The sequence below is a fragment of the Mycobacterium sp. NGS15 genome, from assembly GCF_059813245.1.
The window spans coordinates 345,337-361,916 of record NZ_JCALEF010000005.1; the positions used below are offsets into that span (position 1 = coordinate 345,337).

The 16,580-nt window shown below is 64.1% G+C and carries 10 protein-coding genes; 4 read left to right on the forward strand and 6 right to left on the reverse strand.

What is annotated here, in order from left to right:
• Positions 1-31: 31 nt before the first annotated feature.
• From pks2 to AC5Y5C_RS16210, 3 genes are read left to right on the forward strand one after another with little or no spacing between them, the layout of a single operon-like run.
• Positions 32-6,313, forward strand: coding sequence for a sulfolipid-1 biosynthesis phthioceranic/hydroxyphthioceranic acid synthase (pks2, locus tag AC5Y5C_RS16200; protein WP_499973958.1), 6,282 nt, complete (start codon positions 32-34; stop codon positions 6,311-6,313).
• An 11-nt stretch (positions 6,314-6,324) separates the two neighbouring features.
• Positions 6,325-7,740, forward strand: a complete 1,416-nt coding sequence (locus tag AC5Y5C_RS16205) for a condensation domain-containing protein (protein ID WP_499973960.1) — start codon at positions 6,325-6,327, stop codon at positions 7,738-7,740.
• Between the two features lie 2 nt (positions 7,741-7,742).
• Entirely contained in the window at positions 7,743-8,429 is a 687-nt protein-coding gene (locus AC5Y5C_RS16210) for a GAP family protein (protein WP_499973962.1), read from the forward strand.
• A 103-nt stretch (positions 8,430-8,532) separates the two neighbouring features.
• On the opposite strand, the gene AC5Y5C_RS16215 is transcribed toward AC5Y5C_RS16210, so the two are convergent.
• The 6 genes from AC5Y5C_RS16215 to AC5Y5C_RS16240 all read right to left on the reverse strand — a co-directional run bounded on the left by AC5Y5C_RS16215 (position 8,533) and on the right by AC5Y5C_RS16240 (position 15,263).
• Entirely contained in the window at positions 8,533-8,859 is a 327-nt protein-coding gene (locus tag AC5Y5C_RS16215) for a hypothetical protein (protein ID WP_499973964.1), read from the reverse strand.
• 2 nt (positions 8,860-8,861) lie between these two features.
• On the reverse strand, positions 8,862-9,542 hold the full coding sequence (locus AC5Y5C_RS16220) for a hypothetical protein (protein ID WP_499973967.1): 681 nt from the start codon (positions 9,540-9,542) through the stop codon (positions 8,862-8,864).
• Positions 9,542-11,992 carry a TPR repeat domain-containing protein gene (locus AC5Y5C_RS16225; protein ID WP_499973968.1) on the reverse strand — a complete coding sequence of 817 codons (2,451 nt, stop codon included), beginning with the start codon at positions 11,990-11,992 and terminating at the stop codon, positions 9,542-9,544. The genes AC5Y5C_RS16220 and AC5Y5C_RS16225 overlap by 1 nt, the downstream gene beginning before the upstream one ends.
• A 52-nt stretch (positions 11,993-12,044) precedes the next feature.
• Positions 12,045-12,392, reverse strand: coding sequence for a hypothetical protein (locus AC5Y5C_RS16230; protein ID WP_499973972.1), 348 nt, complete (start codon positions 12,390-12,392; stop codon positions 12,045-12,047).
• A 130-nt stretch (positions 12,393-12,522) separates the two neighbouring features.
• Positions 12,523-13,299 (reverse strand): energy-coupling factor transporter transmembrane component T family protein, encoded by a 777-nt coding sequence (locus AC5Y5C_RS16235; RefSeq protein WP_499973973.1) that lies wholly within the window; start codon positions 13,297-13,299, stop codon positions 12,523-12,525.
• Positions 13,296-15,263, reverse strand: coding sequence for an ATP-binding cassette domain-containing protein (locus AC5Y5C_RS16240; protein ID WP_499973976.1), 1,968 nt, complete (start codon positions 15,261-15,263; stop codon positions 13,296-13,298). Before AC5Y5C_RS16240 ends, AC5Y5C_RS16235 begins: the two co-directional genes overlap by 4 nt.
• Before the next feature lie 76 nt (positions 15,264-15,339).
• On the opposite strand from AC5Y5C_RS16240, the gene cobA reads away from it, so the two are divergent.
• Positions 15,340-16,542 carry a uroporphyrinogen-III C-methyltransferase gene (cobA, locus tag AC5Y5C_RS16245; RefSeq protein ID WP_499973978.1) on the forward strand — a complete coding sequence of 401 codons (1,203 nt, stop codon included), beginning with the start codon at positions 15,340-15,342 and terminating at the stop codon, positions 16,540-16,542.
• Positions 16,543-16,580 lie beyond the last annotated feature (38 nt).

Here is a 16,580-nt window from a genome sequence, read left to right on the forward strand (position 1 = left end):
AGGTTGTCGTGTGCGAGGAGGACGTAGCAAGATGAAAAACGCGTCTGTGACCCCAGTTGCAGTTATCGGGTTGGGGTGCCGGCTCCCGGGTGGGATCGAGTCACCCGAACAGTTCTGGCAGGCGCTGCTGCGGGGTGAGGACTTCATTACCGAGGTGCCTCCCGCGCGGTGGGACTTGAGCGAGTACTACGACCCCGAGTCCGGTGTACCGGGTAAGTCGCCCTCCAAGTGGGGTGCCTTCCTGGAAGACGTGGGTGGTTTCGACGCGGACTTCTTCAGCATCAACGAGCGTGAGGCCGTCTCGATCGATCCTCAACATCGCGTTTTGCTTGAAACGTCCTGGCAGGCAGTGGAACATGCGGGTTTGAACCCTCGGACGCTCGCGGGTTCGCAGACCGGGGTGTTCGTCGGGGTGACTCATAACGACTACCAGCTTGTGGCCGCGGACGCGGGAGATCTCGGCGGTGCCTATGGATTTGCGGGTACGAACTTTTGCATGGCATCGGGCCGTATCTCGTACGCACTGGGAGTGCACGGACCGTCGTTGACGGTCGACGCCGGATGCGCCGCGGGATTGGCGACGGTGCATATGGGATGCCAAAGCTTGGCGGCCGGCGAAAGTGATCTGGTACTGGCCGGCGGAGTCAACCTGGTCTTGGAGCCGCGCAGGTATGTCGGGGCCTCGCAGCAGCGCATGCTGTCTCCGACCGGACGCTGCCACACCTTCACGGGGGAGGCAGATGGCTTCGTGATGTCCGAGGGCTGCGTCATGATCCTGCTGAAGCGGCTGGACGATGCGGTGCGGGACGGCGACCGGATCTTGGCGGTCGTGCGCGGTACGGCATCAAATCAGGACGGGCGCACGGTGAATCAGTCGACTCCATCCTCGGATGCACAGGCGGCCGCATGTCGCACGGCGCTGGCCGCCGCGGGCATAGACGCCAACACTGTCGGGCTGATCGAGGCGCACGGTACGGGAACGCCCGTGGGTGATCCCATCGAGTACACGGGCCTGGCTCAGGTGTACGGAGTTGACGGGCCCTGCGCGGTGGGATCGGTGAAGACCAACTTCGGACACACCATGTCGGCGGCCGGTGCGCTGGGGCTGATGAAAATTGTTCTCGCGGTGGAGCATGGCATCGTGCCGCCGAACCTGCACTTCACGGGGATTCCCGACAAGCTCACCGGACTCAAGACAAACCTTTTTGTGCCGCAATCGGCCACCCCGTGGCCGGGCCAGACTGAAGGCCCTCGGCGGGCGGGGGTATCGGCATACGGAATGTCGGGCTCGAACGTCCACGCGGTGGTGGAACAGGCACCATCCGTGGCGCCTTCTGTGGCTCCTGTAGTGGAATCGCCTCTCGGATCGCAGCTCATCTTCCCGGTGTCCTCGACGTCTGCTGATGAGCTACGCCGAACTGCGGGCAGGTTGGCCGAATGGGTGGCCGAGCGCGCCGACGTCGCGATTACGGACGTGGGGTACACCTTGGCGCGCCGAAGGGCGCACCGGCCGGTACGCGCCACCGTGGTGGCCACCGGCGTCGACGAACTGGTGGCCGCGCTGCGCGCGGTAGCCGACGACGAAGCTCCCCATCAGGCCGCAGTTGCCGAGGATGACCGCGGTCCGGTGTGGCTGTTCTCGGGACAGGGCTCGCAATGGGCAGGCATGGGGGCTGAATTACTCAGCAAGGAACCGGTATTCGCCGCGACCATCGCCCGCCTCGAGCCGCTGATCGCTGCGGAATCCGGATTCTCGGTGACCGAGGCGGTCTCGGCGGCGGAGACGGTTACGGGTATTGATCGTGTCCAGCCGACGTTGTTCGCCATGCAGGTCTCGCTGGCCGCCACGATGGCCTCCTACGGTGTGAAGCCCGGAGCGGTGATCGGGCATTCGATGGGCGAGGTCGCCGCGGCCGTCGTGTCCGAAGCGCTGTCGCTGGAAGACGGTGTCAAGGTCATCTGCCGTCGTTCCCAATTGATGCTGCGGATCTCGGGCGCCGGTGCCATGGCGTCCGTCGACCTGCCGGCTCAGCAGGTCGTCTCCGAGCTGGCTGATCGGGAGATTCACGATGTGGTGCTGGCCGTGGTCGCTTCGCCGCAGTCCACAGTTGTGGGCGGAGCCACGGAAACGGTTCGCCAGCTGATCGCCGAATGGTCGGATCGCGGTTTGATGGCCCGCGAGGTGGCCGTCGATGTCGCATCGCATTCACCACAAGTCGATCCGATTCTGGATGACCTGGCCGACGCCCTCGAAGATCTGACACCGCGGACCCCCGTTGTGCCGCTGTATTCTTCCGTCGCATTCGACCCGCGCGAAAAGCCGATCATGGACGCCGATTACTGGGTGGACAACTTGCGTCACACGGTCCGCTTCGCAGCTGCGGTGCAGGCGGCGCTGGATGACGGGTATCGCGTTTTCGGTGAGCTGGCACCGCACCCGCTGCTGGTGTATCCGGCGGAACAGACCGCGCGCAGCGTGGACATCCCGATGGTCGCGTTGGCTGCTATGCGCCGCGGGCAGGAATTGCCGCATGGCCTCCGAGATTTCGTGGGAGACGTGTATGCGGCGGGCGCCGTGGTGGACTTCTCGGTGTTGTATCCGTCCGGGCAGCTGGCGGATGTGCCGCTGCCCAGTTGGACCCGCCAGTCATATCTGTTGGATCTGTCCGCACAGACGCAGCCGGGCCAGGGCGGTCACACCGTGGCCGTTCACCCCCTGCTCGGCGCACATGTACGGCTGACCGAGGAGCCGGAGCGCTACATCTGGCAGGCCGATGTGGGCACGGAGGCGCAGCCGTGGATCGCCGACCATCAGGTCCGTCATGTCGCGGTGTACCCAGGTGCCGCCTACTGCGAGATGGCGCTCTCGGCGTCGGCCGCCGTGTTCGGTGAAGACGCTGTGGTCGAGGATGTTTCGTTTGAGCAACTGCTGACGCTGGGAGAGGCGACGCCGATCTCGGCGACGGGCACGGTGAAGTCCCCGGACGTGATCGAGTTCGTGGTGGAAACCCATGACGACGGTGATACCGCCAAACGCGCCACGGCAGTTTTGGGCCGTGGCGGCGCATCCGACACACCCGTGACATACGACCTGGCGGTCTTGCGCGCGGAGCACCCTCATCAGGCGGCGGGCGACGAGCTGCGAGAATCGTTCGACGACAGGGGAGTCCAATACGGACCGGCGTTCCAGGGCCTGGCCGCGGCATACCGCGGCGACGAGTCCGTCAGGTCGGTGCTGGCGGAAGTCTCGCTGCCCCGGTCGGTTCGGGCGCAACAAGGCAGCTACATCGTTCACCCCGCACTTCTGGACGCCTGCTTCCAATCCGTGATTGCGCTCCCGGATGTCCAGGAAGCCAGCAAGAACGCGCTGCCGCTCCCCAAGGGTGTGCGCAGTCTGCACGCATACGAATCTGCGCGTTCCACCCGGTACTGCTACACCAGGGTGACCCGGGTGACCGGGAATGAAGTGGAAGCCGATATCGATCTGCTGGACGAGCACGGCGCCGTCCTGGTTGCCGTGCGGGGCTTCCGCTTTGGCGCCGGAGCCTCCGATGACGAGCAGCGTGACCAGCTGCTCAATAACCGGCTGCTGGCGATCGAGTGGCAGCAGCAGCGTTTGCCCGAGGCCGTATCGAACGCGCCGCGCCGCTGGCTGCTGGTCAGCACCGGTGAGACCGTGGACCCGTGGGCGACGGAGCTGATCGATTCGCTCAAGCTCCGCGACAGCGAGGTGGCACTGATCCAGTGGCGCCCGAACACCGATCGTGTTGCGGCGCTGAAGCTTCTGTATGACCAGCTGGAGGCCGGTGGATTCGACGGCGTGCTCGTCGTGACGGCCCCGGAGGTCGATGGCGGTGCGGATCGGCTCGCCATGCAAGGTGCGGACCAGGTTCGCCATCTGGTGCGGATAACCCGGGAGTTGGTGGACCTGCCCGGCGAGCCGCCACGGCTGTATGTGGTGACGCGCAACGCACAGACCGTCGCACCCGGCGATGTGACCAACTTGGAGCAGGCCGGATTGCGGGGCTTGGTGCGTGTCATCGGCGCCGAGTACCCACACTTGCGTGTCACCCACATCGATGTCGACGGCCACACGGCAGCCCAGAATGTGGCGGGGGAGCTGGTCTCCGGTTCGGAGGAGGACGAGACCGCGTGGCGTGATGACCACTGGTACCGGGCGCGTCTGAACCTGGGTCCGCTCGGCCCCGACGATTGGCGCAGTACCGTTGCGACACCGAACAACGAAGGCGTGCGGTTCGAGGTTCGTACGCCCGGTGATCTGGAGTCGCTCGGATTCGTCGCATTCGACCGGGTCGCGCCCGGGCCGGGACAGATCGAGGTATCGGTCACGGCCACCAGCATCAACTTCGCCGACGTGCTGAATGTGTACGGCCGATACTCGAGTTTCGAAGGCCGGCAAGAGCTCGGCGTCGACTTCGCGGGCGTGGTGACGGCTGTCGGCACGGGAGTGACCCAGCATCACGTCGGTGACCGGGTCGGCGGTATGACGACCACCGGCGCCTGGAGAAGTTTCGTCGTGGTCGATGCGAACCTTGCCGCGACCCTTCCGGCGGAGGTGCCCGATAGGGAGGCGGCCGCTGTCCCGGGTGCGCATGTCACCGCGTGGTACGGGTTGCACGAGCTCGCGAGGATCTCTGCACGCGACAAGGTGCTGATCCATTCCGGCACCGGTGGTGTCGGGCAGGCGGCGATTGCCATCGCGCGTGCCGCGGGGGCAGAGATCTACGCCACCGCGGGCAGCACGGAACGACGGGAACTGTTGCGTAGCTGGGGAATCAAGCACGTCTACGATTCGCGCAGCACGGAGTTCGCCGAGCTGATCCGCCGCGATACCGACGGCTACGGGGTCGACATCGTGCTCAACTCGCTCACCGGCGCCGCACAGCGGGCAGGTGTGGAACTGCTGACCTTCGGTGGACGCTTCATCGAGATCGGCAAGCGCGACATCTACGGAGATACCCGGCTGGGGCTGTTCCCGTTCCGCCGCAACCTGTCGTTCCACGCCGTCGATCTCGTCCTCGTCGCGAAGACGCGGCCGGAGGCGATCTACCGCACTCTCACCGCTCTGTATCAGCAGATGGCGGACGGCGTGCTCCCCTTGCCGGAGATCTCCTCATCTCCATTGCAGGACGCCGCCGAGTCGATCCGTGTGATGGGTGCCGCGGGACACACCGGAAAGCTCGTTCTGGACCTGCCGAAGGCGGGAGAGGTCGACGCGGTGATCCCGGCGTCGCATGCGCCGGCGTTCCGCCGGGAGGGTGCGTACGTGATCACCGGTGGCCTCGGCGGACTGGGCTTGTTCCTGGCGAGGAAACTGGCAGCGGCCGGGTGCGGGCGGATCATCCTCAACGGTCGCAGCGCCCCGAAGCCCGAAGCGCTGGACGCCATCGAGCAGATCCGGCACAGCGGCGTCGAGATCGACGTGGTGCTCGGTGATATCGCGGAGCCGGAGACGGCACAGCGTCTGGTGGCTGCCGCCACGGAGACCGGGAAGCCTGTGCGCGGCGTGCTGCATGCCGCGGCGCTGGTGCACGATGCCACGCTCGCCAACATCACCGACGAGCTGATCGACCGTGGTGACTGGCGGCCCAAGGTGCATGGTGCCTGGAACCTGCACGAGGCCACCGCCGATCAGCCGCTGGACTGGTTCTGCTCCTTCTCGTCGATCGCGGCGCTGGTGGGCTCACCGGGGCAGGGTGCCTACGCCGCGGCCAACAGCTGGCTCGACGGATTCACGCACTGGCGACGTGCACAAGGACTGCCGGCAACCGTCATCGCCTGGGGTGCCTGGTCGGAGATCGGGCAGGGCACCCACCTGGCGGAGAACGCGGACGCGGCCATCCGGCCGGACGAGGGAGCCTACGCCTTCGACACGGTGCTTCGGCACAACCGGGCTTACACCGCCTATGCGCCGATGGCCGGGATATCGTGGCTGGCAGACTTCGTCGAGCGCAGTCCGTTTGCGCAGGCATTCCGGGATGCAGGTCAAACTCAAACGGAGACAAACAAATTCCTCGACGAGCTCAACGCGCTGCCACGTGAGGAGTGGCCGACTCGGCTCCGGAAATTGGTCGCCGAGCAAGTTGGCCTGGTGCTGCGTCGATCCATCGACCCGGACCGGTCCCTTCCGGATTACGGCCTGGACTCGTTGGGCAATCTGGAAATTCGTACCCGTATCCAGGCGGACACCGGCGTCCGTATCGGTCCGGCCGATGTGTCGACAGTGCGCTCATTGGCGTCGCATCTGTACGACAAGTTGGCCGAGCAGGAATCCGAAGTCGCATCGTCATAAGGGGATTGAAAATGCGTGGTGGACCAGTAACGGTGTCGTTGACCGACAAGTGGGAACCCTCCTCGGGGTCGGTGATTACCTGGCAGCCTTCACCGGCGTCATACGCGAAGGCACTCGAAGCGCCGGTCAGCGAGATACCGCCGAGCTTCATGCAGGTGCAGCATTTGCGCACGTACCTGCGGCAGGCGGCGAAGGGGCTCGACTTCTCGAGGGTGCTCGTTTTCACGCTGGATATGCCGGGCCGGTGCGACAAGCGCGCCATGGGTCACGTGATCAACGCGCACCTGCGGCGCCACGATACGTACCGGAGCTGGTTCTCACTCGACGAGGAACAGAACATCGTCCGGCGCACGATCGCCGATCCGGCAGACGTGGAGTTCGTTCAGGTCAAACTGGGTGAGATGACCTCCGACGAAGTGCGGGAGTTGGTGGTCTCGGAGACCCCGGACCCGTTCCGGTGGGACTGCTTCCGTTTTGGAATCGTCCAGAGCTCAGGCCATTTCACCTTCTATTTCAGCGTCGACCATCTGCACCTGGACGCGACCTTCGCGCGTCTGCTGATCATGGAGATCCTGATGGGATACAAGGCGCTGGTCCAGGGCGGCGCCCCGATCGAGCTTCCGCCCGCGGGCAGCTATGACGATTACTGCATCCGCCAGCACGAATTCCTTTCCGGATTGACCCCCGACTCCGAGCCTGTGCGTGATTGGGTTCGGTTCGCCGAGAACAACCGTGGCAGCCTCCCGGATTTCCCTCTGCCACTGGGGGATCACTCGGTGCCCTCCGGGACCTCGATCATCACCGAACAGCTGTTGGACGAGCAGCAGGCGCTGACGTTCGAGTCCATCTGTGTGGAGGCGGGTGCCCGGTTCATCGGCGGTGTGATGGCGGCGCTCGGATTCGCCGAGCGTGAATTGACCGGCACCGATACGTATTATGGGATCACCCCGAGTGACGCCCGGGCGGAAGCCGATATGTTCACGACGGGTTGGTTCACGGGGCTGGTCCCGATAGCGGTGCCGGTTGACGGGACGTTCGGTGCTGCCGCCGTGGCGGCACAGGAATCCTTTGACCGCGGCAGGCAGCTGGTGAATGTTCCGTTCTACCGGGTGCTGGAATTGGTGCCGGAGCTGAACTGGCCCCGGCCGTACCACCCGATGATCAACTTCTTCGATGGTGGCGCTCCGCCACTTTCGCAGTTGTTCACCAACCCGCTGCTGGTCAGTAATCCCATCGGACTTTACGCGGAGAGCAAGTCGGTCTACCAGCTGACGATCTTTATCTCGCGTTTCCCGACGGAGACGACGCTGATGATCGCGTACCCGGAAAACCCCATCGCCCGGGAATCGATCACCCGCTACGTAGACCTCGTGAAGTCCATATTCACGCGGGTCTGCCAGCAGAATGACGTTGTGCCCGCGCGGTAGTCATGTGGACCATCGTTTTGTTGATGGCACTGGGGGTGAGCGTTGAGCCCACCCGGCTGGGACTGACGGTCGTGATGCTCAACAGGCCGAGACCGCTGTTGCAGCTGTTCGTCTTTCTCTGCGGTGCTTTTGTGATGGGGTTAAGCCTGGGGCTCACATTGCTGTTTGTCCTGCGCGTGTCACCGATGGGTAATTCAGACGTCTCAGGGCCCTACATCCAAGTCGCGCTTGGTGTGCTCGCGTTGTTGGTGGCGGCGGTGTTGGCCATCACGGCTTCGATGCATCGGCCCGCCGCGGCGCCACGTGCGCCGCGGTCAGGTTTCGCGGAGAAGCTGACGACGCGAGTCCGTGGCTTCTTGCGGAACAACTCATTGTGGGTGGCAGGGGTCAGTGGACTGGGAATTGCCTTGCCGTCGGCGGACTTTCTCGCGGTGATCGCACTGATCCATGCCTCGGGCGCCACGCAGCCCATACAGTCCATGGCGCTGCTCTTCTTCAACGCGGTGGCCTTCTCGATGGTCGCGCTGCCGCTGCTGAGTTATGCGGCCATGCCGGCACGGACTTACGAGATGGTGTCGTCCCTGCACACCTGGGTTCGGTCGCGCCGACGGATCGACGTCGCGGGGATTGTGGCAGTCCTCGGTCTGATCATCCTCACTCTAGGAGCGATCGGGATTCTTCGGGCGTGACACCAGAGGACAGGCTCATCACGGAGTTCAGCAACTGCGGACAGTCGCTGAGCGACTTGAACGCAATCGGTTCCCCCGGAGAAGCACGGCTGCTAACCGCTACTCACCATGGGTTGCGGTAGTCGTCATCCTCGTCATCCGCGGGGTCATCGCTCTGCTGAACAAAGTTGCGCCACTCGTGCTGGATCTGGCGGTTGCAGTCTTCCTCGATGCGCCTTTGTACGTCGGCGGGGACGCTATTGCCGTAGTCGGGGTTCTCATCGAGCCAATCGACGACCCGCTCAGCAACCAAGGCGTGAAATCGCTCCCGGAAACGCTCGGCGTCCTTAGACTCCTGTAGCTCCGCTTGGGGATCTGCCAAACTCGGCGGCAGCTTTCCGTGGCGGAGCGCGTACACCACATCATCGGGCAGATGTGAAAGATCAGCCATCCCTACACCGCCTGTGCGGGCCAGCCTGGCGTGGATACCGGGCTTTTGTCGATCACGGGCTGGCGTTCAATGCATCGGTTGTCGGCGGCGTGGCTGTCACCGTCATAGCCCCTGTAGGTGGCGTACCAATCCCCGAACACCGGCACCGAGGGGGCACGGGCGGGGCCTTTCTGATTTGTCGGGGGCGGAGTACCCACGCGGTGATAACGCAACGTGATCCCAGTTATGCCGGGTGCGTCTTCCTTCATGGGATTGATCGACACGTACGAGCAAATGAAGGCGGTCACGGTGTTATCGGGGTGTTCCTCGAAGCTCAGCACCCGCCGTGTGGTGTATCCGTAATAGGGCTGGTACACCCCTAAGGTTCTACCGTTGGTCTGGCGGTCAGCTTGCCGGTAGCCCGGGTAGGGGGCATCTTCGGGTCGGCTGAAAAGCTGTACTTGCTCTGACTCCATGAAGGCGCGGATGAAGGTGCCATCGGGGCTCATCAAATCCACTGCCGGGCTGGGTGTCCAATGCTCGGAAAACTGAACCAGATCCGGCACCTGATACCCCGGCGGCGTCGGCGACGTGGATGTCGCCGCGGGTGTGCTAGTGGGTGAGGAGCCGGTGCAGCCGGAGACGACAGCCAATGCGAGCGCTATTGTCGCGGCCAGCAGCATACGGGGGGCGTGGGTTCTCATCAGCGCGGCGGTTCGATGGACGGTGGCCGATCCACGGGCAATGGCGGGGCCTTGTAGGGCTCTTCGATGTTGGTCTCCGTTAGTCCCCACTGATATCCGTTGGTGCCGTTATTCCAATCGCCCAGCGGCAGCTGATTGAACTTGTCGGCGAAGGCATCGTTGTATTTGTTGATGGTGTCCCAGTTGGGTTTTCCTTGTGGGTCAACAAAATCGACAGGCCCGCCGGGCGTTGGAACATTGCGGAATTGCCCGATGGCGTCGGGGTTGGTTGCGAGGTATCCGCTGGTAAGGCTGTATTGGTGATACGGTCCGCCGACCGTGCCCTTGAAGTCGTTTTGGACTGCGGTCATCGCTTGTTGCCATTCGTTGTCGGAGGCACCGGGGCCCAGGCTGCCGAGTACTTCGAGTTTGGCTTGCGGGTTTACCGCATCGATCCCCAGATTGATCCACGAGGCCGCTTCGCTGCCGACTCCCGGAATCAGTTTCAAGCCGTTGGTGATGACGTTTTTTGTGCTGTCCCAGTCGGCGCCTGCGTTGCCGAAGTTCTGGATGTCTTGCCAGCGTTGCTGATCTTTGAGGGTGTTCAAATGTTCGACATCGGCGGTATTGATGGCTTGGGTGATGTTGCCCGCCGCCTGGGCCAGGCTGGATCGCGGGTTTTCTCCGTACTCGTGGGCGAAATAGTTTTCCCACCCGGCAGCGACCACGTGTAGAGCTTTGGAGGCTACCGGGTCGGTGTTGAACACCTTGGCCAGGTTCGTCAAATCGCGGGTGGTATCGAACGCGTCGATGGTGCCGCCATGGATGCCGGGTGCCTGTACATCGACGAGGTTCCCGAAGAACGGGGTCAGGTTCGCGACCATGGTGCGGGTCAATTCGGGGTTGACCCGGCCCAACGCGTGATCGCCCCCATCAACGCCCAAGATTTTGACGTTCTCGGACAACAGATGGGCGGTGGCGCTGGCTGAGGCAGCCGCATTCTGCCCTTCCAGGCCCGGTGTGTGCGCGGCTGCTCCTTGCCAGCCGAACATGTCTTTGACCCCGGTCTGGCCGGCCTCGAACTTGTGGGTGGCCAAATCCAGAAACGCCTGGTTGCCGCCGAAATGGCCGTCGGTGGCTCGGCTCATCGCCGCCGCACCGGCCTCCAGACGGGCACGAACCTCCGGGTCCTGTACCGCACCCGGTGCGGTTTGGGCGTGATCGGCAGCGGTCAGGAAATCGGTCACCGCCTGGTGATCGACATTGGCATTGGTAATCATGCCGTTGAGGACCTTGTTGACCTCATTGTTGGGTGTCCAGCCATCGGCTGATTTCCCATTGTTTTGGGCCATGTCGATGACATCGACACCCTTATTCATGGCGCCAGAAATCTTCGCAGACTGACTCAGTAGCGCTCGATCAACATCCGAACCTTTCGCCAGCGCTTTGTTGCTGGGGTCCAGCATCTTGTTCAATGCGTTGAACTCCGATAGCGGCACCATCAGTACCCTGGTGCCGGGCTTTATGTCGTTGGTCAGCAGACCGTGCACTTTGTCGGGCAATGTATCCAAGCCTCCATGGCTGCCCAATGCAGTCTGCAAGCCGGGGTTGCCCATCATCCGGATACCGTCACCCATGGCGCCCTGCAACCCGTACTTCTCCATCGCCGAGTTGATGTCCTGCACCGATTTGCCGTTCATGGATTCCATGAACGATTTGAGGTAGTCGTACTGGCCTTGCGGCATATCGGCCGGTTTACCCTCGGCCAACGCCGCTATCTGCTCGGGTGTCCATCCCGTCAACGCCGCCCGCGCCCGGGCAATCTGCTGCGGCGTAGCCTTGCCATCGGCGATGGCCTTGCCATCATCGATGGCTTGCTGCCCGCCCACCAATCCGGCCTGCAGGGGAGCCGACGCGCTGATGTCGTTCTTGGCGGCCACAATCGCATTTTTGGTGTTCGTGTCAGCGGTACCAAGCTCATTGGCGAGCTTCTGCAGATTCGTGGTTCCGGTGTCTGCTTCGTTGCCTCGCTCTTTTTTGAGCCTGTCCATCTCAGCCTGGGCATCTTCGTCCGTCCAGCCGACAAGCATCAGAACCGTTTTGCCCATGTCGTAGTTGAACTTGTCGGTGACCTTCCAGTCTTCTGACACATCGAAATTGTCGTCCTCGAAGCCCTTGCCCTGGGTTCGCAGGCTGTCGATCATCGGCTGCATGGTGTTTTTGCCGTTCTCGTAGGCCTTGGCTAGCGCCTCATACCCGGCTGCGATCTTGCGGTCCTGCGCTAATTCGCGGTCCGCACGCCCATCACAAGCCCTTTGGGTGTCGCCCTTCCAATCCAGCCCGTAGACGGCGTTGCGGACCTTCTCGGCCTGCTCCAGCATCTTGCGGCCGACCTCGCGCGTCGGGGCGGCCAAATCGCCCAACGGGGTCGCGTTCGCCGCGTACACCTTGCTCTTTTGCGGACGCCCCACCGCGTGTCCTCCCCAGTTACCAATTCAGTTCAGTAGTCAAAGTCCTGGCGCGTCATGTCGCCGAGTTGAGATCGCCCATCGCCGTCATCGACTTGCCCACCTGCTTCGTCAGTATTTCCTGTCGCTGTGCAGGCGGAAATATTTGATCAACCAACTGGAATGCGGTCACCGCGCCGCGGATCAGACCGGCCATCTTCTCGTAACGGCCTCCGATCACACCCAGCGAATCAGTGACCGATTCCTTCACTCCTGTCAGCGCTCCGGCTGTCTCGAATCCGCCCAGCCCGCCGCTGGCGCCTGAGGTATCCGGTGACTGAATGCCCGCTACCGCCGTCTTCGCCCCGTCGATGGTGGCAGCGCCAGCGTTAACATTTTGAGGATTCACCTCTAGCCCGGCCATATACGTCCCCTCCGCAGTGAGTGAGCTACTTAACTGGACACTACTACACCTCGGCAAAATGCTGGTTAGCTACGAGCCAGACGTAGGCGCCCCCGCTAGCGACCAAGAGGAGAGTCACGAACGGCTGGATCTAGCCGAGCAGCACCGCGAGCGCGAAGACGCCGATGAGCACCGCCGCGGCAAGAGCATCACGCCACCCGGGATAGATGGGGTGCGCGGAGATGCGGCCCGCACCGCCGCGTGCGGTGATGGCGTCACCCATCTCAGTGGCACGGCGCAGCGAGACGACCATCGCGGCGGTGCAGAGATCGATGACTTCCGCACGCCGAGAGGGCTTCTCCGGCTGCGGCGGCTGGAGTCTGCGCGCGGCTGCTAACAGCCGGAACTCTTCGGACAGCATGGGGAACATCCGGAATGCCAGGGAAATGGTGACCGCCCAATCATCGACAGGCACCCGCAGGATGCGCAGCGGCCGACACAAAAGCGCTACTGCGGGAGCGATATCGGCGACCTGGGTGGTCCACGAGATCACCGCGCCGAGGCCGATCAGGACCAGGCCCAGCGATGTGACGCGCAGGAAATCTAGAAAGCCGCCGACGCCGATGGTGGCGGGCCCGAGCTTCAGCTCGGGAGCGCCCCCGTTGACGATCGTGAACAAGCTGCCCGCCACGACGAGCAGCCCTACCCAGCGCGGAACCGACGGGATGCAGGTGGGGGAGATCCCGGCGAGCCCGGCCGTGACGAGAATGAGCAGGGCAACAAGCCCGATCGCCGTCCAGGACGGCATGACGGTCAGCAACAACGATATCGCCAACACGGCAATGAGTTTCGTCCCAGCCCAGAGCGCGTGGACGGGCGACGGTCCGGGCACCGGCCGCATCAGCATCAACGGGCGTCGCTGGCTCATTGAGCGGTCACCAACTCACCCTGTTCGAGACGAATGGTGCGAGGACACAGCGGGGACAGGCTGTCGGTGTCGTGGGATATCACGATGACCGCCTGCCCCTGGTTGCGGATGCGCACCAACAGATCGATGAGGTCGGCCTGTGCGTCGACATCCAGACCCGCCAGCGGCTCGTCGAGAATCAGCAGCCGTGGCGAGCGGGCCAGCAGTCCGGCCAGGGCGACCCGCCGCAGCTGGCCGCCGCTGAGCCGATCGATAAGCACCCCGGCAATGTTCGGATCCAGACTGACCGAGGCCAAGGCCCGAGCAATGCTGCCGGTGTCGGAGGCCGAGTATCCGGCCAGTGCGGCCACCGCGGCCCCGGCGTGCCCACGCAGGAGTTGCAGTCTGGCGGCCTGGAAGCACAACGCCACCGCACCAACCTGTTCCGAGGCGGGCCGGCCGTCGAGCAGGCACTGTCCCGTTGAGGGATCCAGCAGGCCCGCCATGATCCAGGCCAGGGTGGACTTGCCGGAACCGTTGCTGCCGCAGAGCAGTATCCCGTCGCCGGCATGAACCTGAAATGAGACGTCTCGCAAGACGGATTGTGACCACAGGGTCCCCGCCGCGTAGTCGAAAGAAACTCCCCGCACATCGAGAATCGTTTCAGCGCCGACAGATTCGATGGGGGATGGGCGTTCCGCAGGCTCACGGGTGCCCGCGTTGCCGCCGCGCCCGAGTGACACCACCCGATCGGCGGCATTCGCCTCCTGTGGGTAATGCGTGATGTGCACCAGCCCCAGACGGTGGTGGGCGGTAAGTCCGTCGAGCACGTTGATGAGTGTCTGCCTGCCACTGTCGTCGACCATGGTGGTCACCTCATCGGCGATCAGGAGAGCGGGTTCCCGGGCGAGCGCCGAGGCGACCGCGAGCCGCTGTAGCTCTCCGCCTGAGAGACCTGCGGTGTCCCGATCACCCATCCCGCTCAGACCCACCTCGCCAAGCAGGCTCTCGATATCGATCTCGCGGTCGTGCGGCAGCCCCCAGACGATGTCGTCGCTCACACGTAGCCCGAGCACCTGACTCTCGGGGTGCTGCAGGACCAACGCGGTCCCACCCACCTGGCCCAGCCCGACGCCCGCGGGGCGTTCGATCCTCCCGGTGGTGGGGGTGATGCCCGCCAGAATGCGCATGAGGGTGGACTTGCCGGAGCCGTTTGCGCCGGTCACCGCGATGTGTTCGCCGACGTCGACGCTCATAGAGACCGGGGCCAGGGCATCCCGGTCGGCTCCGGCGTATCGATAGCCGGCGTCGGTGAGCACGGTCGGCAGCGGGCCGGGCGGAGCGTCCTCGTGTGGAGCGGGCAGCGTGCCCACCGATGCTAGGTCGGTCACTTCCTCGAGCCGGCGCAAGACAGGAGTCAGGACCCGCCATCCGAACGAGGTACCGAAGATGACGATGAGCCATACCGAGACACCAAAGAACCAGGGCCAGTGCACGATCCAGCCCTGCACGGCATGATCCAATCCCATTGCGGCGCTGCCGAGAAGGGGAACGCCACTCAGCAGCGTCGCGAACCCGCCAACATTGGCGGCCACCGCACCCAGAACAACCTCACGCAGATTTCTCAAAGCCGCGAACACGCCGACGCAGAAGGACGAGACCAGCACACCCCACAGCGCCGCGACAGCCAACATGGTTGCCGCACCGCGATTTCGGCGCCTGACCTGACCGGCAATCGCGCCCATGTATGCGCAGGTCAGCGCCGAAACCAGCCCGCCGAAACCGGCGATCAGAAAGCTGATGAGGCCAGCGGCGACACATGCGGCCAACGCCACCCGGATGCGATGCCGGTAACAGAGCACTCCCATCGGGACGGCCCCCAGCCAAGCGAACACCACCGCACCCGGCAGCACGATGGAGACCACGGCGATGGCCCCCATGAGGGCAGCAGTCATCGCGGCCTGGGCCAATTCCGCGGGTTGCATACGGTTCGGTTGCACTGGGACCGATTAGAGCATGGCTAACCCAGCCCCGTGATTCACGTCCACGTAAACTCGCGCGGTGACTCATGACGCCTACCTCGTCGGCCTTCGCCTCGCGGGACGCAAGGTCGTGGTCGTCGGCGCCGGATCCGTCGCGCAGCGGCGCCTCGGACTGCTGATCGCCAGCGGCGCCGATGTCCACGTGATCGCCCCCAGCGCCACTCCGGCTGTCGAAGGCATGGCCTCGATCACCCTCAACCTCAGGCCGTACCAGGACGGCGATCTGGAGGGGGCGTGGTACGCCATTGCCTGCACCGATGACGCGGCCGTCAATGCCGCGGTGGTGTCCGAAGCAGACCGGCGTCACGTCTTCTGTGTCCGGGCCGATTCCGCCCGGGAGGGCACCGCCGTCACTCCTGCGTCCTTCAATCACGACGGCATCGCGGTCGGTGTCTTGACCGGTGGACAGCACAAGCGGTCTGCCGCCCTGCGGTCGGCCATTCACGAGGCGCTGCAGCGCGGGCTCATCACCGAAATTGCCGAAACCAGACCGGAGGGCGTGGCACTCGTCGGCGGGGGACCGGGTGATCCTGATCTCATTACCGTGCGTGGGCGCCGGCTTCTGGCCCAGGCCGATGTGGTTGTCGCCGACCGCCTCGCGCCCGCCGAACTTCTCGCCGATCTAGGTCCCCACGTCGAGGTCATCGACGCCGCGAAGATTCCCTACGGCCGCGCGATGGCCCAGCAGGAGATCAACCGGGTGCTCATCGAACGGGCACAGGCCGGCAAGTTCGTCGTCCGTCTCAAGGGCGGAGATCCGTTCGTCTTCGCCCGCGGCTACGAGGAGGTCCTGGCCTGCGCCGAAGCCGGCGTCCAGGTGACCGTCGTACCCGGTGTGACCAGCGCAATCTCTGTTCCGGCGGCGGCCGGGGTGCCCGTCACCCATCGTGCGGTCAACCATGAATTCGTGGTCGTCAGCGGACACGTCGCGCCGGGACATCCGGAATCGTTAGTCAATTGGGATGCGCTCGCTGCCTTGAAGGGGACCATTGTGTTGCTGATGGCCGTCGAGCGCATCGAGCAGTTCGCGAAGGCTCTCATCGAGGGGGGACGACCTGCGGATACCCCGGTATTGGTGGTGCAACACGGCACTACTGATGAGCAACGCGTGCTACGTGCGGACCTTGCCAGTGCGCCGGAGCGCATTCGCTCGCAGGGTATTAGGCCGCCGGCGATCATCGTCATCGGCCCCGTTGCTGCTTACGGCACCCCCTCGGCGTGAGAATGTGACCTAAGGGCACGTTAAGAGGACGGTAAGGT

Bases quoted from the DNA above. Each gene is read 5' to 3' on its own strand.
- pks2 (WP_499973958.1), top strand. From the start codon at position 32: ATGAAAAACGCGTCTGTGACCCCAGTTGCAGTTATCGGGTTGGGGTGC.
- AC5Y5C_RS16205 (WP_499973960.1), top strand. From the start codon at position 6,325: ATGCGTGGTGGACCAGTAACGGTGTCGTTGACCGACAAGTGGGAACCC.
- AC5Y5C_RS16210 (WP_499973962.1), top strand. From the start codon at position 7,743: ATGTGGACCATCGTTTTGTTGATGGCACTGGGGGTGAGCGTTGAGCCC.
- AC5Y5C_RS16215 (WP_499973964.1), bottom strand. From the start codon at position 8,859: ATGGCTGATCTTTCACATCTGCCCGATGATGTGGTGTACGCGCTCCGC.
- AC5Y5C_RS16220 (WP_499973967.1), bottom strand. From the start codon at position 9,542: ATGAGAACCCACGCCCCCCGTATGCTGCTGGCCGCGACAATAGCGCTC.
- AC5Y5C_RS16230 (WP_499973972.1), bottom strand. From the start codon at position 12,392: ATGGCCGGGCTAGAGGTGAATCCTCAAAATGTTAACGCTGGCGCTGCC.
- AC5Y5C_RS16235 (WP_499973973.1), bottom strand. From the start codon at position 13,299: ATGAGCCAGCGACGCCCGTTGATGCTGATGCGGCCGGTGCCCGGACCG.
- AC5Y5C_RS16240 (WP_499973976.1), bottom strand. From the start codon at position 15,263: ATGCAACCCGCGGAATTGGCCCAGGCCGCGATGACTGCTGCCCTCATG.